General features: G+C 71.2%; 15 protein-coding genes, 2 tRNA genes, 1 pseudogene and 1 riboswitch. Of the genes and pseudogenes, 7 read left to right on the top strand and 11 right to left on the bottom strand.

Annotated elements, in window-relative coordinates; all coding sequences use genetic code 11:
- Window positions 1–1,306 precede the first annotated feature (1,306 nt).
- The 4 genes from ABZ434_RS03850 (at window position 1,307) to ABZ434_RS03835 (ending at window position 6,980) form a co-directional block, all read left to right on the top strand.
- Window positions 1,307–2,989, top strand: coding sequence for a sporulation protein (locus ABZ434_RS03850; protein ID WP_359131857.1), 1,683 nt, complete (start codon window positions 1,307–1,309; stop codon window positions 2,987–2,989).
- Between the two features lie 121 nt (window positions 2,990–3,110).
- Complete coding sequence (lhgO, locus tag ABZ434_RS03845; protein WP_359131856.1) at window positions 3,111–4,367, top strand: L-2-hydroxyglutarate oxidase; 1,257 nt, start codon at window positions 3,111–3,113, stop codon at window positions 4,365–4,367.
- Between the two features lie 4 nt (window positions 4,368–4,371).
- Window positions 4,372–5,223, top strand: a complete 852-nt coding sequence (trmB, locus tag ABZ434_RS03840) for a tRNA (guanosine(46)-N7)-methyltransferase TrmB (RefSeq protein ID WP_359131885.1) — start codon at window positions 4,372–4,374, stop codon at window positions 5,221–5,223.
- 182 nt (window positions 5,224–5,405) lie between these two features.
- Window positions 5,406–6,980, top strand: coding sequence for a PrsW family glutamic-type intramembrane protease (locus ABZ434_RS03835; protein ID WP_359131855.1), 1,575 nt, complete (start codon window positions 5,406–5,408; stop codon window positions 6,978–6,980).
- A 12-nt stretch (window positions 6,981–6,992) separates the two neighbouring features.
- On the opposite strand, the gene ABZ434_RS03830 is transcribed toward ABZ434_RS03835, so the two are convergent.
- From ABZ434_RS03830 to ABZ434_RS03815, 4 genes are all read right to left on the bottom strand, one after another.
- Window positions 6,993–7,937, bottom strand: a complete 945-nt coding sequence (locus ABZ434_RS03830) for an aldo/keto reductase (protein WP_359131854.1) — start codon at window positions 7,935–7,937, stop codon at window positions 6,993–6,995.
- A 163-nt stretch (window positions 7,938–8,100) separates the two neighbouring features.
- Window positions 8,101–9,258, bottom strand: a complete 1,158-nt coding sequence (locus ABZ434_RS03825) for a M23 family metallopeptidase (protein ID WP_359131853.1) — start codon at window positions 9,256–9,258, stop codon at window positions 8,101–8,103.
- 11 nt (window positions 9,259–9,269) lie between these two features.
- Window positions 9,270–9,423: riboswitch (cyclic di-AMP (ydaO/yuaA leader) on the bottom strand.
- Window positions 9,424–9,731: 308 nt separating this feature from the next.
- Window positions 9,732–10,895, bottom strand: a complete 1,164-nt coding sequence (locus ABZ434_RS03820) for a PP2C family protein-serine/threonine phosphatase (RefSeq protein ID WP_359131851.1) — start codon at window positions 10,893–10,895, stop codon at window positions 9,732–9,734.
- 211 nt (window positions 10,896–11,106) lie between these two features.
- Window positions 11,107–11,180: transfer RNA gene (locus tag ABZ434_RS03815), tRNA-Met, on the bottom strand.
- 432 nt (window positions 11,181–11,612) lie between these two features.
- Here ABZ434_RS03815 and ABZ434_RS03810 point away from each other — a divergent pair.
- Together ABZ434_RS03810 and ABZ434_RS03805 are read left to right on the top strand one after the other, a co-directional pair.
- Window positions 11,613–11,981 carry a hypothetical protein gene (locus tag ABZ434_RS03810; RefSeq protein ID WP_359131848.1) on the top strand — a complete coding sequence of 123 codons (369 nt, stop codon included), beginning with the start codon at window positions 11,613–11,615 and terminating at the stop codon, window positions 11,979–11,981.
- A 155-nt stretch (window positions 11,982–12,136) separates the two neighbouring features.
- Window positions 12,137–12,547, top strand: a complete 411-nt coding sequence (locus ABZ434_RS03805; protein WP_359131846.1) for an SHOCT domain-containing protein — start codon at window positions 12,137–12,139, stop codon at window positions 12,545–12,547.
- A gap of 81 nt (window positions 12,548–12,628) precedes the next feature.
- Here ABZ434_RS03805 and ABZ434_RS03800 read toward each other — a convergent pair whose 3' ends face one another.
- Complete coding sequence (locus ABZ434_RS03800; protein WP_359131845.1) at window positions 12,629–14,062, bottom strand: NAD(P)-binding protein; 1,434 nt, start codon at window positions 14,060–14,062, stop codon at window positions 12,629–12,631.
- A gap of 515 nt (window positions 14,063–14,577) precedes the next feature.
- Here ABZ434_RS03800 and ABZ434_RS03795 point away from each other — a divergent pair.
- Entirely contained in the window at window positions 14,578–14,811 is a 234-nt protein-coding gene (locus ABZ434_RS03795) for a hypothetical protein (protein WP_359131844.1), read from the top strand.
- 158 nt (window positions 14,812–14,969) lie between these two features.
- On the opposite strand, the gene ABZ434_RS03790 is transcribed toward ABZ434_RS03795, so the two are convergent.
- From ABZ434_RS03790 to ABZ434_RS03765, 6 genes and pseudogenes are all read right to left on the bottom strand, one after another.
- Window positions 14,970–15,043, bottom strand: a tRNA-Lys gene (locus ABZ434_RS03790).
- Window positions 15,044–15,134: 91 nt separating this feature from the next.
- Window positions 15,135–16,754 (bottom strand): amino acid permease, encoded by a 1,620-nt coding sequence (locus tag ABZ434_RS03785; RefSeq protein ID WP_359131843.1) that lies wholly within the window; start codon window positions 16,752–16,754, stop codon window positions 15,135–15,137.
- A 374-nt stretch (window positions 16,755–17,128) separates the two neighbouring features.
- A complete protein-coding gene (locus ABZ434_RS03780; RefSeq protein ID WP_359131842.1) occupies window positions 17,129–19,249 on the bottom strand; it encodes an FG-GAP-like repeat-containing protein in 2,121 nt (706 codons plus the stop codon).
- A 269-nt stretch (window positions 19,250–19,518) separates the two neighbouring features.
- Window positions 19,519–22,668 carry an FG-GAP-like repeat-containing protein gene (locus ABZ434_RS03775; RefSeq protein WP_359131840.1) on the bottom strand — a complete coding sequence of 1,050 codons (3,150 nt, stop codon included), beginning with the start codon at window positions 22,666–22,668 and terminating at the stop codon, window positions 19,519–19,521.
- A gap of 285 nt (window positions 22,669–22,953) precedes the next feature.
- Window positions 22,954–26,040, bottom strand: a complete 3,087-nt coding sequence (locus tag ABZ434_RS03770) for an FG-GAP-like repeat-containing protein (RefSeq protein ID WP_359131839.1) — start codon at window positions 26,038–26,040, stop codon at window positions 22,954–22,956.
- 228 nt (window positions 26,041–26,268) lie between these two features.
- Window positions 26,269–26,523, bottom strand: a pseudogene (locus ABZ434_RS03765) (RNA helicase); the annotation flags it as partial.

Raw genomic sequence — 26,523 nt, 5'->3', positions numbered from 1 at the left:
CCTCCACAGGCTGTGGACAAAACGGCACAGCAGGGCTGTATCGGGAGAACTCCGGTATCGCGCGGCGCCGTTGCGGACATGCTGCCACGACAACGGCGCGCAGGAGTGGCTACGGACGGCGCACGTCGTGAGCGCATGCGCCCCTGGCAAAGGCCGGAGCGTGGCCGCCGGACCTGGTGTTCCGTGAACGGCCCGCGCGCGTCGGGCGCGGCAGCAACGGAGTTGCGGATTGCACGTGTTGCGTTCCCCGCGCGCGTCCCGGGGTAACGGCCCGGTTCCGGCCACGGGCGGCAGCCCGCCGGCGCGCGTGTCGGGATGTCCGCGATGCGGTCGACCCAACCTCGTCCGAGCAGCGACATCCGGCCAATCTCAGAAGGCGCCGGAACCGATCGACCATCGCACCACTGCTGCGTATGTACTGTTTGACACCAGTATGTTCCATGCCGTGCCCAGACCCGTGCGGCGCCGGCCCGAGCCCCTCGAAGGGCCCGGCACGCACTCAGGAGCCCGTTCCGGTGACCGGTGCCCACCGGCTCCACGCACGGCCCGGGAGGCGCAGTCCGCCCCCCGGACCGGTCCGCCGCCTGCGGGGAATGAGGCGGCGGTGTTCCCCCAGCCCGCTGAGTCCAGTGCAGCGGGCCGACCCACGCAGCACCCATGCAAGCGCTCCCGCGGAGGCCGGGCCAGAGCGCACGGCCGGGCGCACGGCCACACACCAGGAGCACGCGCCGACACACCGGAGAGAGGCCTCGGCGGGCGCCGGCGAGGCCGTACGGGCGGAGGGCCCGGCCCGCCCCGGCCTACGGGTCCGTGCTGGTCGGCGGCCGGGCGGCCGCCGGCACTCCCCGTCCCGTCCTCCTCCCCGCACCACGACCACGCCCTCCGGCAGCTCCTGGCGGGCGCCGCACCGGCGATCTCCGCACGAGGGTGCCGAACGGCTCCACGGACCCTCCCCCGCGCCCCCGCCTTCTCTCCGCAGTTCCTCCGCGCTTCCTTCGCGCGGCGTTCGCCTCCCGCTCGCCCGCCCGCCCCCTTCAGCCCCTCCCGCCCCAAGGCTCCCGCTCGTCCCCGCGCGTGGCCGGTACGGACAACAATCCCGCCATACGGACGTCCGGCCCTTAACGGTAGGGATGCGGCGAACTACGCTGGGTTTACTGATGTTCTCAGCAGGGCGGCATATTCCTCGGGGCTCGGCCAAATGCGTGTGCGGCCGGAGTGCCAGGGTTCGTCCCTGGGGAGAACCCGGTACGAATGCCGCGCGCCGCATCGGTGACGCGGCTGCCGTCTGTGTGTCGAGGGGTGGCGCATGTCCAGGGAGCAACGCGGACCGAACGACAAGCTCGGAACCGTTCTCGCCCTCGCGGGAATCAGCAACGCCGGGCTCGCCCGGCGGGTCAACGACCTCGGGGCGCAGCGCGGACTGACACTTCGGTACGACAAGACCTCGGTGGCCCGGTGGGTCTCCAAGGGCATGGTGCCGCAGGGCGCCGCGCCCCATCTCATCGCGGCGGCGATCGGCGCCAAACTCGGCCGGCCGGTCCCGCTGCACGAGATCGGGCTGGCCGACGCCGACCCGGCGCCGGAGGTCGGCCTGGCGTTCCCCCGCGATGTGGGTGAGGCGGTCCGTTCGGCGACCGAGCTGTACCGGCTGGATCTGGCCGGGCGGCGCGCGGGCAGCGGCGGGATCTGGCAGTCGCTGGCGGGTTCGTTCTCGGTGAGTGCGTACGCGACCCCCGCGTCCCGCTGGCTGATATCCCCCGCCGACCCGTCGGTGGCACGCGCCTCGACGGCGGCGGTGGCGGCCATCCTGGGCACGCACGGCACGCCGGGCGCACGGGGCGCATCAGGGGCGCAAGGGACGTCGACTGCGCCAGGCTCTCCGCTTCCGCCCGGCAGCCACGAGCAGCGGAGCGGGTCAGGATCCGTACCGGCGCCGGACGCGTCGGGCCGGCCGACGGCACCGGCCGCCGGACACCACACGCCCGCCGGGGCCGGCGCCTCGCTGCTGCCCGGCCACGGCCTGTCGATCCCCGTCCAGCCGGGCCCGGACTCCGCACACGCCGTCTCGCCGCTGCGGGTCGGCCACAGTGATGTCTCCAAACTGCGGGAGGCCGCTCAGGACGCGCGCCGCTGGGACTCCAAGTACGGCGGCGGGGACTGGCGTTCGTCCATGGTTCCGGAGTGCTTACGGGTCGACGCGGCCCCGCTGCTGCTGGGTTCGTACAGCGACGAGGTCGGCCGGGCGCTCTTCGGCGCGGCAGCCGAACTGACCAGGCTCGCCGGATGGATGGCCTTCGACACCGGTCAGCAGGAAGCCGCCCAGCGCTACTACATCCAGGCACTGCGCCTGGCCCGGGCCGCGGCCGACGTACCGCTCGGCGGCTACGTCCTCGCGTCCATGTCGCTGCAGGCCACGTACCGCGGCTTCGCCGACGAGGGCGTCGACCTCGCCCAGGCGGCGGTCGAACGCAATCGCGGTCTCGCGACGGCACGCACCATGAGCTTCTTCCGTCTGGTGGAGGCCCGGGCCCATGCGAAGGCGAACGACGCCCCGGCCGCAGGGGCCGCGCTGAAGGCCGCCGAGGGCTGGCTGGAGCGCTCCAGGGACGGCGACGCGGACCCGTCGTGGCTGGGCTTCTACTCGTACGACCGTTTCGCCGCCGACGCCGCGGAGTGCCACCTCGACCTGAAGGCGCCGCGGCAGGTGCGGCGCTTCACCGAGCAGGCCCTGTCCAGGCCCACCGAGGAGTTCGTCCGCTCGCACGGCCTGCGGCTCGTGGTCTCGGCGGTCGCCGAGCTGGAGTCGGGAAACCTGGACGCGGCCTGCGCGGCGGGCACCCGGGCCGTGGAGGTGGCGGGCCGCATCTCGTCGGCCCGGACCACCGAGTACGTGCGCGACCTGCTGCACCGGCTGGAGCCCTACGGGGACGAGCCGCGCGTCATCGAGCTGCGGGAGCGCGCCCGCCCGCTGCTGGTCGCGCCCGCGTAGGGGGCCCGGCGCCGGGGGCCGCCCGCCGGCCGGGTCTACGCGAGATGCGCCACGCTGTGCCCGCACTGGTTTGAGAGCGTTGTCAGTGGGTCAGTGCACTATCGGGGTGGGAGGTGGCGTGATGATGACGCACGCGGCGTACGACTGCGATGTGCTGGTGATCGGCGGCGGGATCGTCGGCCTGTCGGCCGCGTATGCGATCACGCGGACCGCACCGGGCACACGGGTGACGGTGCTGGAGAAGGAGTGGGGCCCCGCGCTCCACCAGACCGGGCGCAACAGCGGGGTGATCCACAGCGGCATCTACTACCCCCCGGGCTCACTGAAGGCGCGGTACGCGGTGCGCGGCGGCGCGGAGATGGTCGATTTCTGCCGGGAGCACGGCATCGCGCACGCCGTGACCGGCAAGCTGATCGTCGCGACCGGCCGCGCCGAGCTGCCCCGGCTGCACGCCCTGGTGCAGCGCGGCCGGGAGCACGGGCTGCCGGTGCGCGAGCTGGGGCCCGCGCAGATCGCCGAGTACGAGCCGCGCGTACGGGGCCTCGCCGCGATCCGCGTAGGCACGACGGGGGTGTGCGACTTCGGCGCGGTCGCCGAGCGGTTCGCCACCGAGGTGCGGGACGGCGGCGGCCTGATCAGGTTCGGCGCCGAGGTCACCGCGATCGACCGGCGGCCGTGGGGCGTCGCGGTACGGACGGCGGACGGCCTGGTGGTGCGGGCCCGGGTGCTGGTCAACTGCGCGGGGCTGCACTGCGACCGAGTGGCGCGGCTGGCGGGCGACGACCCGGGGATGCGCATCGTGCCCTTCCGGGGGGAGTACTACGAGCTGGCCCGGCCCGAGCTGGTGCGCGGCCTGGTCTACCCGGTGCCCGACCCGGCGTTCCCGTTCCTCGGTGTCCATCTGACCCGCGGCCACGACGGCAGCGTCCACGTCGGCCCGAACGCGGTGCCGGCGCTGGCCCGCGAGGGGTACGGCTGGCCGGTCGTACGCCCCCGCGAGCTGCTGTCCACGGTGAGCTGGCCGGGTTCCTGGCGGATCGCCCGCAGGCACTGGAGGTACGGGGCGGGTGAGGTGCACCGCTCGCTGTCGAAGCGCGCGTTCACCACAGCCGTGCGGCGGCTCCTGCCGGACGTGACGGAGGCCGACCTGCGCCCCGCCCCGGCCGGGGTCAGGGCCCAGGCCGTGCTGCGGGACGGCACGCTGGTCGACGACTTCCTGATCCGTGAGGCACCGCACACCGTGCACGTGCTGAACGCTCCGTCGCCCGCCGCCACGGCCGCGCTGCCCATCGGGCGGGAGGTGGCACGCAGGGCGCTGCTCCGGGCACAGGGGACGGGGTGGAAGCCGCCCGCCGTAGAATCAGGGCATTGTGTCTGAGCCCATGAACCCCTCCCCCGCGACGCCCGGCGACGCCGCGCCCGGAGCCGACCGGACGGGCGCCGCGCCCGCGACCGCCGGAATCCCGGACGAACTGCGAGCCGCGGCCCTGGACCGTGCCCGCAGGCTGCGCCAGGAACCCCGCTTCCCCGGCGGCCCCGCAGCCGACCCGGCCGGTTCGCACCACGAACGCCGGATCCGCAGCTTCCAGCCGCGCCGCAGCCGCGTCACACCCGGCCAGCAGGACGCCCTGGAGCGGCTCTGGCCGAAGTGGGGCCTGGACATCGACGGGCTGCGCGTCCTCGATCTGCCCGAACTGTTCGACGGGCTCCCGGTGGTCCTGGAGATCGGCTTCGGCATGGGCGAAGCCACCGCGCAGATGGCCGCCGACGACCCGGGCACCGGGATTCTCGCCGTCGACGTGCACACCCCGGGCCAGGGCAATCTGCTCGGTCTCGCCGACCGGAACGGCATGTCCAACATCCGGGTCGCCAACGGTGACGCGATCATCCTGCTGCGCGAGATGCTGGTGCCGGACGCGCTGGACGGGCTACGGGTGTACTTCCCCGACCCGTGGCCCAAGTCGCGGCACCACAAGCGCCGGCTGATCCAGCCGGAGTTCCTCGACCTGGCTGCACAGCGCCTGAAGCCCGGAGCGGTCCTGCACTGCGCGACCGACTGGGAGCCGTATGCCGAGCAGATGCTGGAGGTGCTGACCGCGCACCCCCGGTTCGAGAACACGGCGGCGGACGGCGGCTACGCGCCACGGCCCGCGTTCCGGCCCCTGACCCGGTTCGAGGGACAGGGTCTGGACAAGGGCCACGTGGTTCACGACCTGCTCTTCGCCCGCCACTGACCGGTTGCGGACCAGCCACTTCCGGACCGTCGGCCAGCCATTGCCGGACCCCTGACGGGGCGCCGTCTGACCGCCGGTCAGCCGCTGACCGGCCGCTGACCAGGGGCCGGGCGGCCATCCGCCGAACCCGGGGGCCTTCACGCGCCATGGCCGTTGTCGGTCCCGCTCGTTAGGGTCGTGGGGTGTCCGACGGGTCTGTTCAGCATCAGCGGCAGTCGCAGCCGGCCGTCCCGGTGCTCGAGGAGCAGCTGGACGGTGAGGTCCTGTCCGCTGTGCCGGACCGGGGCCAATGGCGTTACCGCCCACGCCGCGTCGGCATGCTGTGGCGCAGCAGGCCGCTCCGCGTCATCGCCGTCTTCACCGTGCTGGCGCTCTGCGGGCTGGTGATCCTCGCGCTCGTCCGCGACCAGACCGGGACGCAGGGGCTGTTCGTCGGACTGGGCCTGGCCGTGTTGCCCGTCCCGGTGCTGATGACGGCTTTCCGCTGGCTGGACCGGGTCGAACCGGGCCCGTGGCGCAACATGCTGTTCGCCTTCGCGTGGGGTGCCTGCGCGGCCGCCCTGGTCGCGATCATCGCGAACTCCTTCGCGACGCGGTGGATCGCCACCGCCACCGCCGATCCGGGCAGTGCGGACACCCTGGGCGCCACGGTCATAGCGCCCGTCGTGGAGGAGAGCGCCAAGGCAGCGGCCGTACTGCTCCTCTTCCTGTTCCGGAGACGCGACTTCGGGGGCATCGTCGACGGCGTGGTCGTCGCCGGCTTCACCGCGACGGGTTTCGCCTTCACCGAGAACATCCTCTATCTGGGCAACGCCTTCGGCGAGGACCAGCAGATGGGCTCGGGCTTCGCCTCGGTGACGGCGGCGACGTTCTTCGTACGTGCGGTGATGTCGCCGTTCGCCCATCCGCTCTTCACCGTACTGACCGGCATCGCCTTCGGGATCGCCGCGAGCAGTGCGCCCCATCAGCGTCTGAGGCGCCTGGCGCTGCCGCTCGTGGGCCTGCTCCTGGCGATGGGCATGCACGCCCTGTGGAACGGATCGTCCTCGTTCGGCCCGTACGGCTTCTACGCCGTGTACGGCGCCTTCATGGTCCCGGCCTTCGGGCTGGTGACCTGGCTGGCGATCTGGGCCCGCCGACGCGAGCTGCGCACGCTCGGCGTCGAACTGCCGGCGTACGCGACGGCCGGCTGGCTGTCCCCCGCCGAACCTCTCGCCCTCTCCTCGATGCGGGCCCGCGGCATGGCCAGGGACATCGCTCGCCGACGCGCGGCAGCTGACGGCCCGTACGCAAGGCCCCACGGCCACGCGCACTCGGGCCACGCTCCCACGCACGCCCATGGCGCCTCGCACCCCCACCACCGCATGCCCGCCGCGGCACGGAAAGAGGTGAAGGCCCGGGGCAGGGCGGCGGCCCGCACGGTGGCCGAGTACGAGTCGTTCGCGACCTCACTGGCATTTCTGCGCCGGCAGGCCCGCCGCGGCACGGCGGGCCCGGACTTCACCGAACGCGAGCGGGAGCTGCTGCACCACCTGTGGCAGCGCAGGGAGACGGCCGGCCCCGCCCTCGCGTACGCGGCGCAGGCCACGGGGCGTCTGCGCCCCCGGCCCGTGCCCGCGGTGCGCCGGCCGTACCCGCACCCCTCGTACCCGTACGACGGGCATCCCTACAGCGCGCCTGCGTACACGGCCGCGCCGTACACGAACCCGCCGCGCCCCCCGTACACGGACACGCACGGGTACGGACCGCAGGGCTGAGAGCTGTCCCGCTCAGGCGGAAGCCTCCGTGAGGTCCGCGAGCTCCTGGTCCGTCAGCCGCAGACCGGCGACGGCCACCAGCGCGGGGAGCTGCTCGACCGTCCGGGCCGAGGCGATCGGTGCGGCCACGGTCGGCCGGGCGGCCAGCCAGGCCAGCGCCACGGTCGCGATCTCCGCGTCGCGCTCCTCGGCCACCTTGTCGAGCGCGGCGAGCACCTTCTGTCCGCGCTCGGACTCCAGGTGTGCCCCCGCGCTCCCGGCCCGGGCGCTCTCCACGGCCGTGCCCGGACGGTACTTGCCGGTGAGGAAGCCGGAGGCGAGGGCGAAGTACGGGACGGCCGCGAGCCCGGCATCGGCGGCGGTGTCCTGGAGCTCGCCCTCGTACGTGTCCCGGGAGACGAGGTTGTAGTGCGGCTGCAGGGCCACGTATCGGGCGAGCCCCTCGCGCTCGGAGAATTCCAGCGAGGCGCGCAGGCGCTGGGGGCTGATGTTGGACGCGGCGATCTCCCGGACCTTGCCGTCCTTCACCAGTTGGTCGAGGGCGGTGATGATCTCCTCGACCGGGACGGACTCGTCGTCGAAGTGCGTGTAGTAGAGGTCGATGTGGTCGGTGCCCAGCCGGCGCAGCGACTCCTCCGCGGCGGCCTTGATGGTGGTGGCCGAGAGCCCCTTGTACGCGGGGTGGGCGCCGACCTTGGTGGCCACGACGATGTCGGACCGGTTGCCGCGTGCGGCGAGCCACTTGCCGATGAGGGTCTCGGACTCGCCGCCCTCGTTGCCGGGGATCCAGGCCGAGTAGGAGTCGGCGGTGTCGACGAAGTTACCGCCGGCCGCCGCGTACGCGTCGAGGACGGCGAAGGACTGCGCCTCGTCGGCGGTCCAGCCGAAGACGTTGCCTCCGAGGGCGAGAGGGAAGACCTGAAGGCTGGAGGAACCGAGCGTGCGAAGAGAAGTCATGGGTGCAACAACGGCTTCCACCAGGCCCCTATTCCGTGGCCTCTGCATCTGAACTACTGCCACGGGCGGACGCGGACGGACCGGCAGCCCTGACGTCGGGGGGTGAGCGTCAGGGCTGCCGGGGTCACGTGGGCCGGAGGAGGCCGTCGTGCGGGGAACGGGCTCAGACCGTCAGGCCCCGGGCGCGCAGCCAGGCCATCGGGTCGATGCCGGCGCCGTCCGCGGTGTGGACCTCCAGGTGGAGGTGCGGGCCGGTCACGTTGCCGGTCGCGCCCACGCGTCCGATGGTGTCGCCCGTCGTGACCTTCTGGCCGATGCTGACGTCGATCGAGGACTGGTGGCAGAACCACACCTCGGTGCCGTCCTCCAGCTCCAGGACCGTGCGGTAGCCGTAGGAACCGGAGTAGCCGGCCGACTTGATCGTGCCGGTGTGAACGGCCTTGATCGGGGTACCGGTCGGCGCCGCGAAGTCGAGGCCCGTGTGGTAGCCGGAGGACCACATGGAGCCGGCCTCGCCGAACGTCGAGGTGATCGTGTACGAGGAGGTGGGGATGGCGTAACTGGCTGCGAGCTTGGCGAGCCGCAGCGCCTCCGCCTTCTTCGCCGCCTCCTCCGCCGCCTTCTTCTTCTCGGCGGCGATCTTGGCCTCGGCGGCGTCCTGCTGCTTCTTCGCCTCGGCGGCGGCCTTCTCCGCGGCCGCCTTCTCCGCGGCCGCCTTGACCTCGGCGTCGGCGGCGTCCTGCTGCTGCTCGGCCTGCTGGAGGATGCGGGCCCGGAGTGCCTCACCGGCGTCGGTGGTGCCCTGCTCGGCCTCGGCGGTGGTGATGCCGGCAGTCGTCAGCGGGGCGGAAGCGGTCTCGGCCGCCGTCTTGTCCGCCGCGGATTCGGACCCGCCCGAGAACAGTGCGCCGACGCCCGGGAGGGACTTGGCGTCGGGAAGATTGTCCGCGATGGAATCGGGAAGAGAGATGGAGACCGGCGGCTTGCTCTGGGCGGTGGCCATGCCACCCGCACCGACGGCCGCGATGACGCCGACCCCGAGGACGGTGGAGCTGCGGGCCAGACCATTGCGCTGCTTGGCGACGCGGTGCTTGCCGCGCACAGGGCGGATGGACTCCTCGGTGGGGTTCCATTCCTCCCAGGTCCTCTCGGGCCCGGCCTCGTCGGCGCGGAAGTCGTTTCCGAAGTCGCTGCCCCGATCGGTCGCGTAGTCGGCCCCGTACTCCGTACCGAAAACGGTGGCGGGCCGGGTAGCGAAGTCATCGCCGTACTCGGGCCCGAACCGGGAGGGAGCCTCGGGGGCAGGCTTGTTGGACGCCACGTGGGCGCACTCCTTTCCTTCCTTCTCGCCTACCGGGTTAGCTGACGGGTTCGGAGCAGGAAGGTCTCCTACGGGCCCCTCCGTCTTATGGCAAGACAAAGATGCCCGATTCACCCCATGTAGGTGGTTCCCCGGTTCCCTTGCGGAATTCGGCGCTCGCGCACGGTGCCGCCACTGACGGCGGCTGGGACAACCGCGCTGCGTTATCGAACGTTAATAGACACCGGGGTCCGATTCCAAGCTGTTCCCACTGATCGTTCACGTCCTTGGCCTGGACTTTACGGGACACAACCGGGTGGAATCGGGCGAGTTGATCGCCCCTCAACCGCCTGCCGATTTCTGACGTTACGTCAAATGTTATGCGGAGTGGTGCCCTTCGGTTACGGACGGTGGCATCCCGGCCGGCCGCTCCAACACACCCGTCACCGCGGGGCTCCGGTGCCGCACCACACTCGTCGTCCCGAAGCTCCGGCTCACTCGCCGCCGTCGCCCAGACCGACGATCTTCACGGTCCTGCGCCGGTCGGGCTGGCCCTCGGCCGGCCGCACGACCGCGAGCAGGGCCATGTCGTCCGTGGACTCGCCCCCCGTGTGCAGCCGCACGTCGTCGGTCAGCGCGGAGAGCAGTTCCTCGGGACCCGGGAAGATCCGTCCGCGCAGCCGCTCGGCGGGGTCGTAGAAGACCCCTTCGGCATTACGGGCCTCGGAGAGGCCGTCCGTATAGAGGAGGAGCGTCGCCCCGGGGGGCAGATCCCACTCGTCGGCCCGGTCCGGCCACACCCCGAGGTCCATCCCCAGCGGCAGCGCGGGAACCGACGGGCCCAGCACGTCCAGAGCCCCGTCCGTATGCAGCAGCAGCGGCTCGGGGTGGCCCCGGTTCACGATCCGCACCCGGTCCGAGTCCGGCGGGACCTCGGCGAGCACCGCGGTGATGAACCCCTCGAACGCGTCGAGCCCACCGCGCCGGTCCGACTCCCGCGCCAGCGCACGCTCCAGCCGCCGCGCCACACCTTCGAGCGTCTCCTCCTGCTCGGCCGCCTCCCGGAAGGCGCCGATGACCACCGCCACCGCCTCCACGGCGTCCAGCCCCTTGCCGCGCACGTCCCCGACCACCAGCCGCACCCCATGAGGGCTGTCCGTCACCGAGAACAGGTCACCGCCGACGAACTCGTCCGCCTGCGCCGCCTCGTACCGAGCCGCCACGTGCAGCCCGCCGATCCGGTCGGACGGCGTCGGCAGCACCGCCCGCATGGCCGTCTCCGCGATGACGCGGGCCGAGGCCAGCTGCTCGTTGCTGCGTCGCACGACCCCGTTGATCACGACGGCGAGGACGGAGACGGTGAGGACGGTGAGCAGTTCGATGGAGGGCACGACCTGCAGCAGGTTCCCGCTGAGGACGCGCAGCCCGACGACCGCCAGCAGCGCGGCGACACCGGTACGGATCGTGCTGGCCCGCGAGAAGAACGGCGCAGCGATCAGCGGAGCTGCCGCGAACAACGGGATGGCGGTGAACTTGGGCGGGGTCAGTGCGTCGAACAGCACGCCCCCGGCGATCATCAGCGTCGGCAGCGCCCTGACGAACCGGCGGGTCCGCACAACCCCGGCACGCCTCGTCCGCCGCTTCTCCCGCTTCCCCACCTGCTGGTCTCCTGCCCGGTGCATCCACGGCCGCGGACGGTACCGCGCACCACCCCCAGGCTTCCCGCAGCAGGGTCGCGGGGCGACTCCTCGTCGGCCAATGGGGGTACGTACGCGGCATGCGGCTTCCTACCGAGCGACCCGGCGGGCCGACGGCGCACAAACGAATCAGGCCCGGCACGCTGTATGCATGCCGGGCCTGATTCTTCAGTAGCGGGGACAGGATTTGAACCTGCGACCTCTGGGTTATGAGCCCAGCGAGCTACCGAGCTGCTCCACCCCGCGTCGGTAAACACAACTCTACGGCATGTTCGAGGCACTCATGACCACCCGGCGCGCACGCCCCCGCAGACGGCGCTCGGCCCGGCCCGCCGACCGCGCCCCCGCCGAGGACGCCCCTGTAGCCACTCGACGTGCAGTTCTCTCCCAACCACCGTCGATGGAGGGCGACACCATGCCGTCGAGACCGAACAGGCCGCCGCTGCGGCCCCCTTGTGCATCAGGAACACCTCACTCCCCACGACCGATCTTCGCCAAGTCGTCAAAGTGTCGAAAACGAGAAGGTGTTGCAAGGAACACGTGTTCTGCCGCAAGGTAACTGCTGCATCCCCCGGACCGGTGGGCTGCCCGTGCGAGCAGGCCCCGGAGCGCGCAGTCGCCGCGCCCCGCAAGCCACTCCCGGTCTCTCATCGCAGCCTGTCTGGAGGGCCCTCGACGATGACCGCACCGATCACTCCCGCCCCTGCCCCGGCCACCTCACCCTCGCCCGTACGCGGCGCCGTCATCAGCGGCGTCATCGGCGGCCTGATGGGTGCGGTGATGAGCGCGGCGGTGAACTACACCGCCGTCGGCCTCCCGGACAGCGAATCGGTCAACGCGCTCAACCACGCGATATCGGGCCTGATCAGCGGGTTCATCGCCGGCTTCATAGGAATCCTGGCGCACAGCCGGAAGACCGCATCGGCCGCACGCGCGGCGGCGGCCTCCAGCGCGCCCACGGCGCCGGGGCCGGCGGAGGCCGAGGAACGGTCCACCGAAACGGTCTCCGCGGAGGCTTCCGGCACCGCCCCCGTACCGGAGAAGTAGCCGCCGCACTCCACGCCGCACCGCGCCGCATCGCGCCCGCCCGTCCCCCTTCCCCCTTCCGGCGGAACAGGGACAACTCCAACGGGCGCATGCACAAATGCGGTGATATGACTGATTTCACATTCAGCCATTCGACGCGGTGCCTGGAGTGGACGATGGACGACTACCCTCTGCTCAACCTGTTCTGGACCATGCTCTGGTTCTTCCTCTGGATCATGTGGCTGTTCCTGCTCTTCCGGGTCATCATGGACATCTTCCGCAGTGACGACCTGGGCGGATGGGCCAAGGCGGGCTGGCTGATCCTGGCGCTGGTGCTGCCGTACCTGGGCGTCCTCATCTACGTGATCGCACGTGGCAAGTCCATGGGCACACGTGACGTGAGGGAAGCGAAGGAACGTGACGCGGCCTTCAAGGCGTACGTGAGAGACGCCGCGGGCACGTCCGACGCGAACGGCGCGCCGAAGAGCAGCCACGTCGAGGACCTGTCGAAGCTCGCAGACCTCAAGGACAAGGGCGCGATCTCGGAAGAGGAGTACCAGCGGGCGAAGACGAAGCTCCTCGTCTGACCACCCGGTACGGCGGCGGTGCCGGCGGTTCCACGGTCGGCACCGCCGCCATGTCAGGGCGTACGGGGGCGCCGCGGCCGGTCACAGCGCCTGCCCGGTGCGCACGGCCGACTCCCACTCCTCCCGCGCCGGGCCGTCGTACGCGGGTGTGAACCCTGGGTGCTCCACCAGCCAGCGCGCCACGCGGGCGCGCACCTCCGCGGTGCCGTAGGCCTGGTCGGCGGGCTGGACGAGATGACGGATGCGGGCGCGCGCCCGCATCACGACAGGGTCCTCCCAGGAACAGGCGGACACGGCGGCCGCGTCACGAGCCGCCGTCGAGAGCGGTTCGGACGACGGCCGCGCCGGATGTGCGAGCCGGGCCTCGTTGGCGCGGTCCATGGCGACCTGGACGTCGAACCAAGGACGCAGGGTCCGCCCGGCCCATCGGTGGTAGTCGGCCGCGAAAGCCTCGGGGTCGACGGCGGCCCGCGCCGCGTGACCGGCCACCCACTGCGCCGCCCACAGGGCCAGCGCGACGCCCTGGCCCATCGTGGGATTGGTGTGCGTGACCGCGTCTCCGACCCCGACCAGGCCGGTGACCACGGGGCCGGCCGCATCGGACAGCCCCGTCCAGCGGTTGTCGAGGCCGCCCATCGCGAGCACCCGGGAGACCGCGTCGGGCCGCAGGTCCAGCCACGCGGCCACCGCGGGGAAGGTCCGGGCCACCCGCTCGAAGACCTCGGGATCCAGGAGTGCCCCGCGGGTGGGGTCGGCGGTGGACACGGTCAGGAACACCGCGAAGGTGCCGTTGTCCGACGGGAACACTCCGCCGACCGCGAAGGCCGCCACCGATCCCGACTTGACCCGTCCCGGATCCCGCGGCCCGTCCGGAGGCAGCCGGTACCAACGGCAGAAGTACGCGATGCCGATGCGGTGGTTCTCCACGACCGCGTCCCGGCAGCCCGCCCCGGTGAGCCAGCCCGACACCGGGGAGCGGCGCCCTCCGGCGTCCAGCACCAGATCGGCGTCATGCCGCCCGGACCGCGACCGCACCCCTGTCACCCGGGGAGCACCGCCGAAGGCAGCACCGTGCCGGTCGACGACGAGCCCCTCGGCGGGCTCCCCCAGCCTGACGTCGACGTTCGGTTCGCGGTGTACGGCATCGTGCAGGGCGGCCTCCAGCACGATGCGTCGCGTCTGGACCGTGACCAGGTCCTCGTCCCCCGGGCGCTCGGGCGGGCGCTCGGGAAACCACTCCAGCTCGTTGCGCTCGCCGGCCCCCATCCGGAGCATCGCGTCGTACACATCGGGGGCCTCCTCGCGCAGCACGGTACGGACCGGTGCCAGGAGCCCGTGGGGCTGGACGGCCTGGGGCACGCCCGGGCGCCGCCAGTCGAAGAAGTCCGCGTCGAGATCGCGCCCCGGCCTGCGGCCGTCCCGCTCCAGCACGGTGACCGCATGCCCCCGACGGCCCAGGAACAGCGCGACGGCCATACCGCCGATCCCACCACCGACAATCGCGACCCGTGTCAATACAGCTCCCTCTGCGCCGTGTTGCCCATCCACGGTAGCCCAGGGGCAGCGGCCGTACCGCGCGCTCGGGGTGCCCGGACGTGGCGTCGGGGCGCCGCGGCATCCGGACGGCGGATCGCTGTCAAGCGGGCTGTCGGGACACGTCCGGTCGAACGTGGTGAAAGCCTGAGCACGAGACCCGCGGGCCGGCCGGCGGTACGGCTCGCCGCCCTCGCCCGCCGGACTGCGCAGCGCACGGTGAACGACGCGGGTGGGGCTCCGCCGACGCACCTCGTCTGCACCCCGCACGCGGTACTCACCGCGTCGCCAAGGCCCGCCCAGCGGGGCGGAATTGATCCTGTGTGGTCAGAGGTGGACACGACCCGCCGAGCCCTGCCCATGCCTCGCGGAGGAGGCGACAGGCGCGGCGCGGTCGGCCCGGCTGCCGAGGCTCCGCCCCCGGCGGCGCCGCCCGCTCATGGCGGCGGCTGTCGCGGCAGCGATCGTGGGGCGGCGAGCCTCGCCTACACCGCCCCGTGGGACTCGGACCCGGCCGTGGCGGCGCCCCCCACCTGCGAACCCCGTGGTGCCATGTCAACGGCGGCGGGACGCACACGGACGACTTCGACGACGAGGGCGAAGTGTCCAGCTCGTCGTACTCGAGCTCGACCGCCACCTGCCTGTGGCAGCAGATCCTCATCCACACCGACGGTGACCGCGACAAGGGCGGCCCGGTGTACGCCTCGTACACCACCGACTTCTGCGCCTGATCCGCCGCACGGCCCGTCGGCAGGCCGACGGGCCTCGGCGCGTCCACCGGCGCATCGCTCGCACAGCGCACCCTGGTCGATGCGTTCGCAAGGCCGGGGCAGGCCCCCGGGCGACATGCAGCCCCGGCCAGAAAGCGCTCTGACCTGGGGCTTAGAGGTAGGCCGTGTGGGACTCGAACCCACAACCAACGGATTAAAAGTCCGCTGCTCTGACCAATTGAGCTAACGGCCCTCGGCGAATCACCCCCGAGCATAGCCCGCCGTGGCCCGGCCGCCGATCGGGTATCGGTTGCCGGGCCCCGTCGTCGTGGAAGGGGCCGCGTTCAGCGGGTGCTGTCGCGGGCGATCGTGCGTTTGTGATCCGGGTTGAGGAACCAGTGGCGGGCCGAGGCGAACCACCACGTGGCGGCGAAACCCAGGACGACGAGGACGGCGACCGGGGCGTAGTTGAAGGTCTCCCATGTGACGGGCGATACCTGGGGCAGCATGAACAGCACGGTGATGACCACGACCCACACCACGGCGACGATGCCGATGGGGCGGGACCAGCGGCCCAGGTGCCAGGGGCCGGGGGTGAAGTCGTCGCCGCGCAGGAGGCGGAGCAGGGTCGGGATGACGTACGCGATGTAGAGGCCGATCACCGCGATGGAGGTGACGGCCGCGTACGCGGTGACGTTGATCAGATACGGGAGGCCCAAAACCAGCGCGCCGGAGGCCGCCAGCCAGACCGCGGCCACGGGGGTGCGGGTGCGAGGGCTGACCGAGTGCCAGACCCGGGAGAACGGCAGGGCGCCGTCCCGCGAGAAGGCGTAGATCATCCGGCTGTTGGCGGTCACGGACGCCATACCGCAGAAGAGCTGGGCACCGATCACCACCAGCAGCAGGAGCTTGCCGGTGGTCGCGCCCAGTGCGTCGAGGAGGATCTGGGCGGGCGGGGCGCCGGTCGGGGAGGCCAGGGCTCCGTCGTACGACTGGATGGCGAAGGTGAAGCCGAGGAGGAGGACGAAGCCGGCGATCCAGGAGGTCCAGATCGACTGGACAATGCCGCGCGGGCCGGCGGTCGCGGCGTCGTGGGTCTCCTCGGTCATGTGGGCGGAGGCGTCGTAGCCGGTGAAGGTGTACTGCGCCATCAGCAGCCCGATCATCACCACGTAGAAGCCGCTGCCCCAGCCGGTGTTGTTCACGAACTCGGTGAAGACGAACGATGCCGACTGGTGCGAGTCGGGTACGAAGGTCAGCGCGCCGACGATCACGGCGACGCCGAGCACGTGCCACCAGACGCTGACGCTGTTGAGGATCGCGACGATGCGTACGCCGAAGGTGTTCAACAGGCCGTGCAGCAGCAGGATCGCGGCGAACAGGAGGATCGTGCGGCCGGGCGTGACCTCGAAGTCGAACTGGAGGTTCAGATAGGCACCCAGGAACGACGCCGCGCCGAAGTCGATCCCGGCGGTCACGGCGACCTGACCCAGCACGTTGAACCAGCCGGTGAACCACGCCCACGCGGCGGCCGAGCGGGGCGGGGCCAGCCGGTGGGCCCAGAAGTACAGGCCCGCGGACGTCGGGTACGCCGAGCAGATCTCGGCCATCGACAGCCCGACGAACAGCGTCATCAGCCCTACGCCCACCCAGCCCCAGGTGATCAGGACCGGGCCGCCGGTGTTCATGCCGAACAGGTAGAGCGTCAGGCAGCCGGAGAGCACCGAGATGATGGTGAACGAGACCGCGTAGTTGGAGAAGGCGGACATCCGGCGGGCGAGGACCTGCGTGTAGCCGAGCTCGGCCAGCCGCGCCTCGTCGGAGCCGGCGGGAGGGGCGGATGCGGCAGGAGGGGCGGGCGGAGCCGTGGTGTCGGACGCCTGCTTCGACAGGTCGGGCGGGCCGGCTGCGGGGGGTGGGGAGGACGGTGGTTCGGAAGGCGCTCCAGGTGGGTTGCTTGTCATGCCCCCAGCGATTCCCTCGCTGGGGGCATGACATGCGTCGGGCGCGGTCCGCGTACGGACGCCCCGGCGTCAGACGATCCCCGTGCGGACCTGTTGCCCGACCGCGATCGGGGGCCGGGGCCCGAGCGCCCCCGTCCCGTGGGCGTCGTCGCGGAAGAGGTTCCCCGCCGAGCCACGAACGACGACGACACGCCTGCCGTCGCCCGGCAGGCCCCGATGCCCACGCCGGCGTCCCGCGTACGCCCCGGTTCGCGCCCACCTCCGCCCGCGGCGAACGTGCGACCGGCCCGGCCGTCGTACCGCTACGGGCGTGCGCTGCGGTCGTGCCCGAGCAGGCCCGGACGGCCGGTCGGAGGTGGCTGCGAGTCGGGAGGTCAGGCGAGCCTGGAGTACGCCTGCCAACCGCCGCCGACCCTCACCCGGGCCGAGAACAACCCCTTGCCGTCGCCCTTGTAGCTCCACAGCACCCCGGACGTGTCCCGCGCCAGCAGGTCGGCCCTGCCGTCACCGCTGATATCGCCGACCCCCACCAGGGAGTTGTAGCCCTGCCAGCCACCGCCGACCCTCACCCGCGTCGCCAGCGTCCCCTTGCCCGTCCCGGCATAGCGCCACAGCACCCCGGCCGTGTCCCGCGCCAGGAGATCGCCCTTGCCGTCACCGTTCAGATCACCGGCACCCGCCAGCAGGTAGCCCTTCCAACCCGTGCCGATCTTCACCCGCGCCCTGAACGCGCCGGTCCCGGTGCTCTCGTACACGTAGAGGTAGCCGGTCGAGCGCTCCCGGGCGATCACATCCGCCCGCCCGTCACCGGTCAGATCGCCCGGCGACGTCAACTCGTCGTACACGTTCCAACCCAGGCCGACCCGTGTGTGCGCGGTGGTCCTGAACAGAGCGCCACCGCACGTCGGCTTGTACACCCGCAGTTCGCCGCTCCCCACCCGCACCAGCACGTCATTGCACCGGTCACCGCTCACATCGTCGAACGGCACCGCTTCCGTCACCGCGTCGGCGCCGTACCAGTCGAGGCTGCCCGGCTCGTGCGAGTCCACCCGGCCCGTCCCCGTACCGGCCCGGAACTCGGAGAAGCCGGTCGACGTGAACGCCAGGAGGTCGCCGAAGCCGTCACGACGCACGAAGTCACGCGCCACTGCCGCACCGCCGGTCAGGTTCACGGTGCCCGAGGTGCTCCCGTCCGGCCCCTTCCCGTCGAGCGGCTCGGCGGACAGCGTCCAGACGTACGCACCGTTCGGCACGTACCCGCCCTTCTCGTTCCGCCCGTTCCACGTTGCCGAGCCCGATACGCCGCCCGCGTTCGGCAGGCCGGTGACGGTGCGTACGAGCGTGCCGGTGGCCTTGTTCCGGATGACGATCTTCCAGGAGGCCGCCGGCCGGGACGTCAGCCAGGTGGCCTTCCAGGGGTTGGCCCACCCGGTCATGGCGCTCGCCTCGGTCTCGATGACCGCGACCGGTTGCCTCGCCACCCCGCTCGACGCGAGATACACGCCCTGGTCGGCCGCGATGTAGGCGACCGGACCACCGAACCTGTCCACCGTCCAGGTCACTCCGCGCTCAGCGGTGTCCGGCACCTCCCCGATGGGGTGGGTGTCGTTCGCCGTGCCGTCCTGGAACCCGGTGAGCATCAGCTTTCCGGTGCTCCTGTCGTGCTGCACCAGATAGCCGTCGCCGATGAGCGCCTCACCGCGGGGCACCTCGATGCTCCTGCCGGCCGTGACGTCCCAGACCCCGGCCTGTCCGGTCGGCCCGCACGACCAGTAGACCCACCGTCCGACCGCCTGGAGCTCCTTGAAGACGCAGGGCAGACCGGTGCTGATCGTCCGGGTGATCTGCTTCGTCTTGAGGTCCTGGGCGGTCATGACCCCCTTCACCGTCGTGGCCGACCACAGCGTGGCGCCCCAGACGGAAGCGGCTCTGATCGGGCGGGACACGATGACGGAGGGGCTCTCCCCGAGATCGCCGACGTACTGGAGCGCCGGGTTGGTGCCGTTGATGACGGCGTAGCGCCCGGTCACCTCGACCATCGAGTCCAGATCGGCACCCATGCGGAACGACCGCCGGTCGTCCTGGTCGCCGACCGAGCTGACGCTGGTGATGCCGGCTCCGTAGCGATACAGCTCGAACACGTGACCGTCACCACTCGGATAGGGACCCACGTACGTATCGTCCGTGGGACCCAGGAGTTCGGGACCGCCCACGCTGAGCCCCGTCGGCGTCGCCGTCACCATCCGGCGGTAGAAGGCCTCCTCGGAGCCGTTCGACTCCCTGGTCGCCAGCACGCCGTTGGACAGCGAGACCCGGCTGACCCGCCCCGCGACGGGAGCTACCGCCCGCACCGTCGTCACCGCGAGTCCCCCGGGCGTATCCACCGGCGAGCTTTCACCGGCGGCCGCCGGCCCACCCGCGAACAGCCCTGCCCCCACCATCAGCCCGACCGCCACCGCAGTGGAGATCGTTCTGCGCGCACGAATACGCCTCACGTCCGTGTTCCTCCCCAGGAGCAGAAACGGGCACGGGGACCACGGTGGCCCGTCTGCGAAGACACGCGGAAAGGACGACAGCCGAGTGGTGATGATCCGAGCGGGCTCCCCGCCCCGCTCTCCCCCTGTGAGCCCGGAAAGCTGAGCGGATCCTAGCAACGATGTGATCAGCGGCGAAGACCGTTATCGAACTCGTTCAAAGAGCGGCACAGCACGGCGCGCCCGGCCCGTACGGCAAGGAATGCCGTACGGGCCGGGCGCGCCGAGTGTCAGGACAGGGTCCCGTACATCTGCCAGCCGGCCCCGACCTTCGTACGGGACGCGAACAGGCCCTTGCCGTCACCCCGGTAGGCCCACAGCACACCTGCCGTGTCCCGGGCGAGCAGGTCGGCCTTGCCGTCCCCGCTCGTATCGCCCACGCCGACGAGCGCGTCATAGATCTGCCAGCCCCCGCCGACCTGCACGCGGGCCGCCAGGGTGCCGTTGCCCGTCCCGGCGTAGCGCCAGAGCACACCGGCCTTGTCCCGGGCCAGCAGGTCGCCCTTTCCGTCACCGTTCAAGTCGCCGGCCCCGGAGAGCAGATAGCCCTTCCAACCGGTACCGATCCTCACCCGCGCCTTGAAGACGCCGGCGCCTGCGCTCTCGTACAGAAAGAGGTAACCGGTCGAGGTCTCCCGGGCGATCACGTCCGCCCGCCCGTCCCCGGTCAGGTCACCGGGCGAGGTCAGCGTGTCGTAGATGTTCCAGCCCAGGCCCACCTTCGTGTACGGGGTCGCCGGCTTCAACGCCCCACCGCACGACGGCTTGTACGCCCGCAGCTCACCGCTCTTCACCCGCACCAGCACGTCATTGCACCGGTCACCGCTCACGTCGTCGAACGGCACGGCCGCCGTCACGCTGTTCGCGTCCGTCCAGCCCGTCCCGGAAAGCTTCGAGCTGACCGTGCCGGTCCCGTTGCCCGTACCACCGCGGAAGTCGGCGACCCCCGCCGGCGTCATGGCCAGCAGGTCACCGAAGCCGTCGTCGCCGACGAAGTCCCGGCCGACCGCCGCGCCGCCGGTCACCTTCACCGCACCCGACACCGCCAGAGCAGCGCCCTGGCCGTCGGCCGGCTTCGCCGACAGCGTCCAGGTGTACGCGCCGTTGGCGACGAGCCGGCCCGCCGCGTCCTTGCCGTCCCACGCCGCACCGACCGTGCCACGGGCCTCGCCACCGGAGACCGTGCGCACGACCTGGCCGGACGCCTTGTTCTTCACCGTGAGCTGCCACGACGCGGCCGGCTTCGACAGCCACCACGTGCCTGCCCAGCTCGGAGCGGCGGCCCGCAGGTCGAGCGAGGTTCCGGGCGCCTTCGTGTCGATCACCGAGAGCGGCGACGCCGGAATGCCCGTGGGGACGATGCGCACCCGCCGGTCGTCGCCGGTGTACGCGACATGACCACCGAAACGGTCGACCGTCCAGCCGGAGCGGCGCACCGTGCCCTTGCCCAGGTCCGCCGTGCTCACCAGCGCGCGCTGGGGCAGGTCGGCGTACGTGCCGCCTGCCGGAAAACCGTTGTGGAGGTCGAACAGCGTGAGTCCGGCTTCCTCCGTGTACGCGACGAAGTAGCCGTCGCCCAGGAGGACCTTGGCATTCGGCGCCGTCGTGGAGCGTCCGGTCTGCCGGTCGTAGACACCGGCGCCCTTGAGCCAGTTCGTGTTGTCCCGGCACTCCCAGTACACCCAGCGGCCCACGGCCTGCAGCTCACTGGGGACACATTTGTTGAGCGTGGTGAAGGTGGTACCCGCCGTACCCGCCGGCAGTGTCTTCGAGGACACCGTGGACGAGTTCGGCGCGTTGCTCCAGAAGGTGTTGCCCCACAGCGCCGCCGCGCCCACGGAACGCGTCTCCAGAACGGTGCCGGAATCGGGTCCACGGAACTCGGTGATCACGTGGTTGCCGCCCGACGCCTCGTTCACCACGCCGAACCGGCCGGAGAGGTCCACGAGTTGGGGAGTCGTCAGGCCCGTGGTGACGGTGGGCCCCCACTGGGGGTCCCCGTTCCGGAAGAGCATGGTTCTGCTCTGCTCGGTCCCCGCCTTGCGGCCGTGGAATCCGTCGCCGCTCGCGAACATCGTGACGCAGTACGAGCCGTCCAGCCATCCGCAGTCCGCGTCCCGCCCGCTGGTGAACCCGTCCACCGTGGTCCGGATCTCCTCGGGCCGGCCGGAGGTCTTGAGCCACGTACTGCGGTAGCTGCCGATGTAGGTGTACGGCTCGAAGATGTTCGTGTCGTCGGCCGTGGTGAGGATGCCGCTGCCCAGGGCGATGCCCGCAGGCTGTGCGGGCATGTCCTCGATGTCCGCGACGCGCTCGCGCGTCAGGGTGCCGTCGGCGGCTGCCGTGAACCGGTAGTAGCCCCACTCGAGAGGGCCGTGGTCGGCCAGGGTCTCGGCGCCGGCGACCAGGACGGAGCCGTCCGGTGCACGATGGAGATCGTTGCGGGCGACGGCCAGAAGCTCCTCGCCCCGCCGGCCGTCCGGGGTGACGCGGTACAAGCTCTCACCGCGGTACTCGTTGTTTCCGGAGTTGGGATGGTCGACGGCGACGAGTGACTTCCCGAGCATCCGGAAAGTCGTGTCGTACGGGAGGTCCCGGAGGTCCAGTGCTCGGGGTGCGGCTGCCGGGTCGTTCCGGTCCAGCACCTCGCCACTGTACGAACGCACCTGGAGGATGGTGTCCGGGGTCAGGGTGACCGACTCGGCATGTGCGTCCAGTGTGGTGATCCGACCACTCGCCAGATCGATCAGCCACCAGCCGTTCGTCATGGTGCTGCTTTCCCAGAGGATGCCCCGCACCACCGCCGACCGGGTGTCACCTTCCGCGACGGACAGGTTCCATCCCTCGGGAAGCCCCTCGAGCCGCTGGTCCTCGATCCCGTCGGCCCCCGGCCGCAGCAGATGCAGGCTCGTCGTGGCCTGCTCGGTGCCGGTGCGGGTCACCACCGTGGTGCCATAGGTCTGGACGTACGTCTGCCCTTCCGGGATCGGTACGACGGTGGTCGCCCCGCCGCCCGCGCGCTGCTGCAGCGTGACGTGCGGGCTCGGGGTCTGCGAGTGGACCGCCACGGTGTCGGACCCGTGGCCGAACCCGGTGGGCCAGTCGCCGCGCGGGCGGCCCTCCTCGGGGTCGTACTCCAGGGGTTTCGGCAGCCGGTCGGCCAGCACGGTGGCCGATCCGGAGGCGTAGTCGATCCAGCGCAGGCGGTCGTCGCCCTCCTGCGCCGTCAGGAAGCCGGTCTCACCGGCGTTGAGCACGTGGGTGGCGCGGGGCACGAAGCGCGCACCCGGGTTGACCACGACGGTCTCGCCGGACGTGTCGGCGACCGCTGTTCCGGTGGTGGCCGCACCGGTCCCGGCGGTGATCGCCAGGGTGACCAAGAGGGCGATGCGGCCGGACGCGCGCCGACGTCTCCACCCGCTGGATGAGCGAGTCAATGTGAAAGTCCCTCCCCGGGAAAAAGACACGGGGGGAGGCCCGCAGTGAAAGCGCTGGGCGCACTGCGGCCTTCGTGGTGCGGCTGATTCCGCTCGCACCACCCCCCGAGCAGATGCCGTGACTTTAACAGCCGCCGCGGACACCCCGACAGGGTATTTCGAACCCGTTCAAAGGGCAGGGCCCGTACGACGGAGAACGCCGTACAGGCCCTTCGCCCGGTCATCCGGTCAGACCAGCGACTTGTACATCTGCCAGCCCCCGCCGACCTTCGCCCGGTACCCGAACAGCCCCTTGCCGTCGCCCCGGTAGCTCCACAGCACGCCAGCCGTGTCGCGGGCGAGGAGATCGGCCTTGCCGTCACCACTCACGTCACCGACTCCGACGAGCGAGTTGTAGACCTGCCAGCCCCCGCCGACCTTCACCCGGGCCGCCAGCGTGCCCTTGCCGGTCCCGGCGTACCGCCACAACACCCCGGCCGCGTCCCGGGCCAGCAGGTCACCCTTGCCATCACCGTTCAGGTCACCGGCACCGGTCAGCAGGTAGCCCTTCCAGCCCGTACCGATCCTGACGCGCGCCTTGAACGCACCGGCGCTCGTCTGCTCGTACAGGTACAGGTATCCGGTCGACGTCTCCCGGGCGAGCACGTCCGCCCGGCCGTCCCCGGTCAGGTCACCCGGCGAGGTGAGGGCGTCGTAGATGTTCCAGCCAAGACCCACCCTCGTGAACGCGGTCGTCGGCTTCAACGCGGCGCCGCACGACGGCTTGTACGCCCGCAGCTCACCACTCTTCACCCGCACCAGCACGTCATTGCACCGGTCGCCGTTCACATCGCCGAACGGCACCGCCGCCGTCACGGTGTTCGCACCCGTCCAGCCCGAACCCGACACCTTCGCATCCACCGACCCTGTGCCCGTACCGGCCCGGAAGTCAGCGACTCCGGCAGAGGTGAACGCCAGCAGGTCACCGACACCGTCACGCTTCACGAAGTCGCGCGGCACCGCCGTCCCACCGACGACGTTCATCGTGCCGGTAGTGCGCAGATCCGCTCCCTGCCCGTCGGCAGGCTTCGCCGTCAGCGTCCACGTGTACGGGCCGTTGGGGAGGTATCCCCCGCCCGCGGACCGCCCGTCCCACGTAGCGGAGACGGAGTACGCAACAGCCCCGCCCGAGCGGGTGGCCACGGTCTGCCCCGTCACCTTGTTGCGGAGCGTCAACGTCCATGACGCGGCCGGTTCCGTCAGCCACCACGTACCGCGCCAGGCAACGGGAGTGCTGTCCGTGTCGGCCGTGGCGGACACCGATCGGTACGGAGAGGTCAAAGGAGCGGCGGGGAGGCCCTCGTGCAGCACACGGGTACCGGAGTTCGTGTGGACCGCGATGTCACCGGAACGCGGGTCCAGCGCGCTTCGCCCACCACCGAGAGGTGTCACCAGGACCGAGCCGGTGTGCACGTCGTAGCGCTTCGACTGGAAGGTGTCGACGACCACACCTCCGTCACCGAGTTGGGCGGGTCCCGTGACGGGAAGGCGCGTGTTCGTTCCGGTCCGCATGTTGAGGACGCCCGAGGCCGTCCCGACGTCAAGGATGTAGCAGCTCCAGTAAATCCACTCGCCCCGCACCTGAAGATCGCTCAGATCGCTGCAGCCCTCCTTGATGGTCGAGGTCGCCACGTTGGCTCCGGTGGACAGGTCCTTGCCCGTCACCTCCAGATTCCCGGCAGGGAAGGTTCTGGCCAGCGTCCAGAGCGAGCTGCCCCACAACGCGCTGACAGATACCGGCCTCTTGTCGATCACCGTGCCCGTGTCGATGTCGATGACCCGGGTCTCCATGGCACCGGCCGCTGACTGCCCCGTCACGAGAACCAGGTTGCCGGAGGCGCCATCGATGCCCGCCCTCCCGTCCTGCGTGGGAACCAGTCCCGTCTTCACCTCCGCCGCAGCGGGATACCCGGCACCCCTGTTCACCACAGCCACCGCGTCGCTGCCGTCGGCCTGCGTGCTGTCGTAGACGACCCTTCCGTCTCCCGTCGCGACGAGTGGGGGGCAGTAGATGCTGCGTCCCGGCCAGTCGCAGTTCTCCAACGGCTTCTGGAAACTGCCTCGATCGACGCGGGGGCCGTAGCCGGGTGAGTCCGCTACGAGATCCCGGGTGTAGACCGCGGTACGGCCGTCTCCGCGCTCCACCGTGGTGACCTGTCCCTGATCGATCAGGAGGTCGTGGACGACCATCTGTACGGGTGCGATCGGGTGGAGGAGATCCACCCGGGGCTTGCCCGCACTATCCGCGGTGATGGATACGAGTCCGTAGTCCAGGGCCGAGGAGCCACCGTTGAGTATCAGCCCCCCACCGGGACGGATCGCCACAGTGTCCACGTTCGCCCGGGCGACGAGTTCGTACTCGGCCGTGCCGTCGAACGGGACAGCGGAGATCCGCCACTGGGACTCGTCCTGCATTTTCTCGCCGTAGGCGGGGTCGTAGCGCCCGACGATGAGCGCGTCCCCGGCGAAGCCGATGATCCGCGCGCCCTTCTGAGGCCGGGCGACCACTCGCTCAGGGGCGGAGAGATGCCCGATGGCGTTCATGCCTATGCCCGCTACCTCCCGGGTCAGGAGATAGCCGTCAGCGACCACCGCGTCGGCAAAACGGATGGGCAGCAGTTCGAGATGGGCCGTGGCAAGATCCACCCAGCCGTTGATCAGGTTCTGGCCCGGCACACTGACATACACCAGGAGTCCCTGCGCGCTGCCCCGCTTTCCCGTCAGGAAGTTCGCACCCTCCGGAAGTCCGGTCACCTTCCGGTCCACGGTCGCACCCTGATCGGCTCGCAGCAGATGTATTTCGCTCACATAGCTGCTCTGCGTCGCCGGGACCTTGGTCACCACGGTGTCCCCGAGGGTCATGTAGTACTCCTGACCCGCCGGAATCGTGATGTGCCACGACGCTCCGGTTGCCATGTCGCGCAGGAGAACATCGGAACTGCCCGGCGCCCGCAGCGCCACTACGTCCGAATCCGCGCCGCGGTATTCGACCGGGGCGGGCACCCCCATGCCCTCGGTGCCCTCGACCGGGCGTGTCTCGCCGCCGTAAGTGGTCCACTCCAGAAAGGTTCTGCTCGAATCGGTGTCCGCGTGGAGAAAGCCCGTGCTGCCCGCGCTGTGTACTCCGCCGGCCGAAGAGGGTGTGGTGCGCATGGTCGGCGGAATCACGATCTCGGTGGGCGGAGGCTCCGCGTTCGCGGTAGGCATCGGGCCAAGGCCCACCGCAAGCGCCACCAGAGTCATCACGGTCGTACGGCCGCGCAGAAAACGTGCCAAGGCAGTCCCTCCCCAGGAATCAGCCGGCGATACGGGGATCGCGCCGGTATGCGCGCTCAGCCGCCACTGACAGCGACCGGCACCGGCCCCCCGCCCCCATGGCTCATGGCCCCCACATCAAAGTCGCCGGATCGTAACAGCCGTTCCGCATGTGACGTAAGCGAAAAGAGAAGCGGGCCCGTCCGTGAAGGACGGGCCCGCTTCATCAGGTCAGAGACCTACGGACGATCAGCCGTTGCGCTTCCAGCGCGGCTTGTCGTCGCGGCGGCCGAAGGTGCCGGTGCCGGTACCCGTGCCGGTACCACCGCGGTGGTCGTCGCGGCGGCCGGTCGGGCGGTCGCCGGAGCCGCCGGAGCGGAAGCCGCCCGACGGGCGGTCGTCACGACGGTCGCGGTTGAACGGACGGTCGCTGCCACCGGAGCGGAAACCGCCCGAGGGACGCTCGTCACGACGGTCGCGGTTGAACGAGGGACGGTCGTTGTC

This window comes from Streptomyces sp. NPDC005761, from assembly GCF_040630635.1.
Lineage (GTDB): Bacteria > Actinomycetota > Actinomycetes > Streptomycetales > Streptomycetaceae > Streptomyces.
The sequence above is the reverse complement of the archived record's forward strand: the minus strand, read 5'-3'. Positions and strand labels throughout refer to the sequence as shown.

Excerpts from the sequence above, each read along its gene's own strand:
- ABZ434_RS03785 (WP_359131843.1), bottom strand. The coding sequence starts at position 16,754 with ATGACAAGCAACCCACCTGGAGCGCCTTCCGAACCACCGTCCTCCCCA.
- ABZ434_RS03810 (WP_359131848.1), top strand. The coding sequence starts at position 11,613 with ATGACCGCACCGATCACTCCCGCCCCTGCCCCGGCCACCTCACCCTCG.
- lhgO (WP_359131856.1), top strand. The coding sequence starts at position 3,111 with ATGATGACGCACGCGGCGTACGACTGCGATGTGCTGGTGATCGGCGGC.
- ABZ434_RS03850 (WP_359131857.1), top strand. The coding sequence starts at position 1,307 with ATGTCCAGGGAGCAACGCGGACCGAACGACAAGCTCGGAACCGTTCTC.
- trmB (WP_359131885.1), top strand. The coding sequence starts at position 4,372 with ATGAACCCCTCCCCCGCGACGCCCGGCGACGCCGCGCCCGGAGCCGAC.
- ABZ434_RS03805 (WP_359131846.1), top strand. The coding sequence starts at position 12,137 with ATGGACGACTACCCTCTGCTCAACCTGTTCTGGACCATGCTCTGGTTC.
- ABZ434_RS03830 (WP_359131854.1), bottom strand. The coding sequence starts at position 7,937 with ATGACTTCTCTTCGCACGCTCGGTTCCTCCAGCCTTCAGGTCTTCCCT.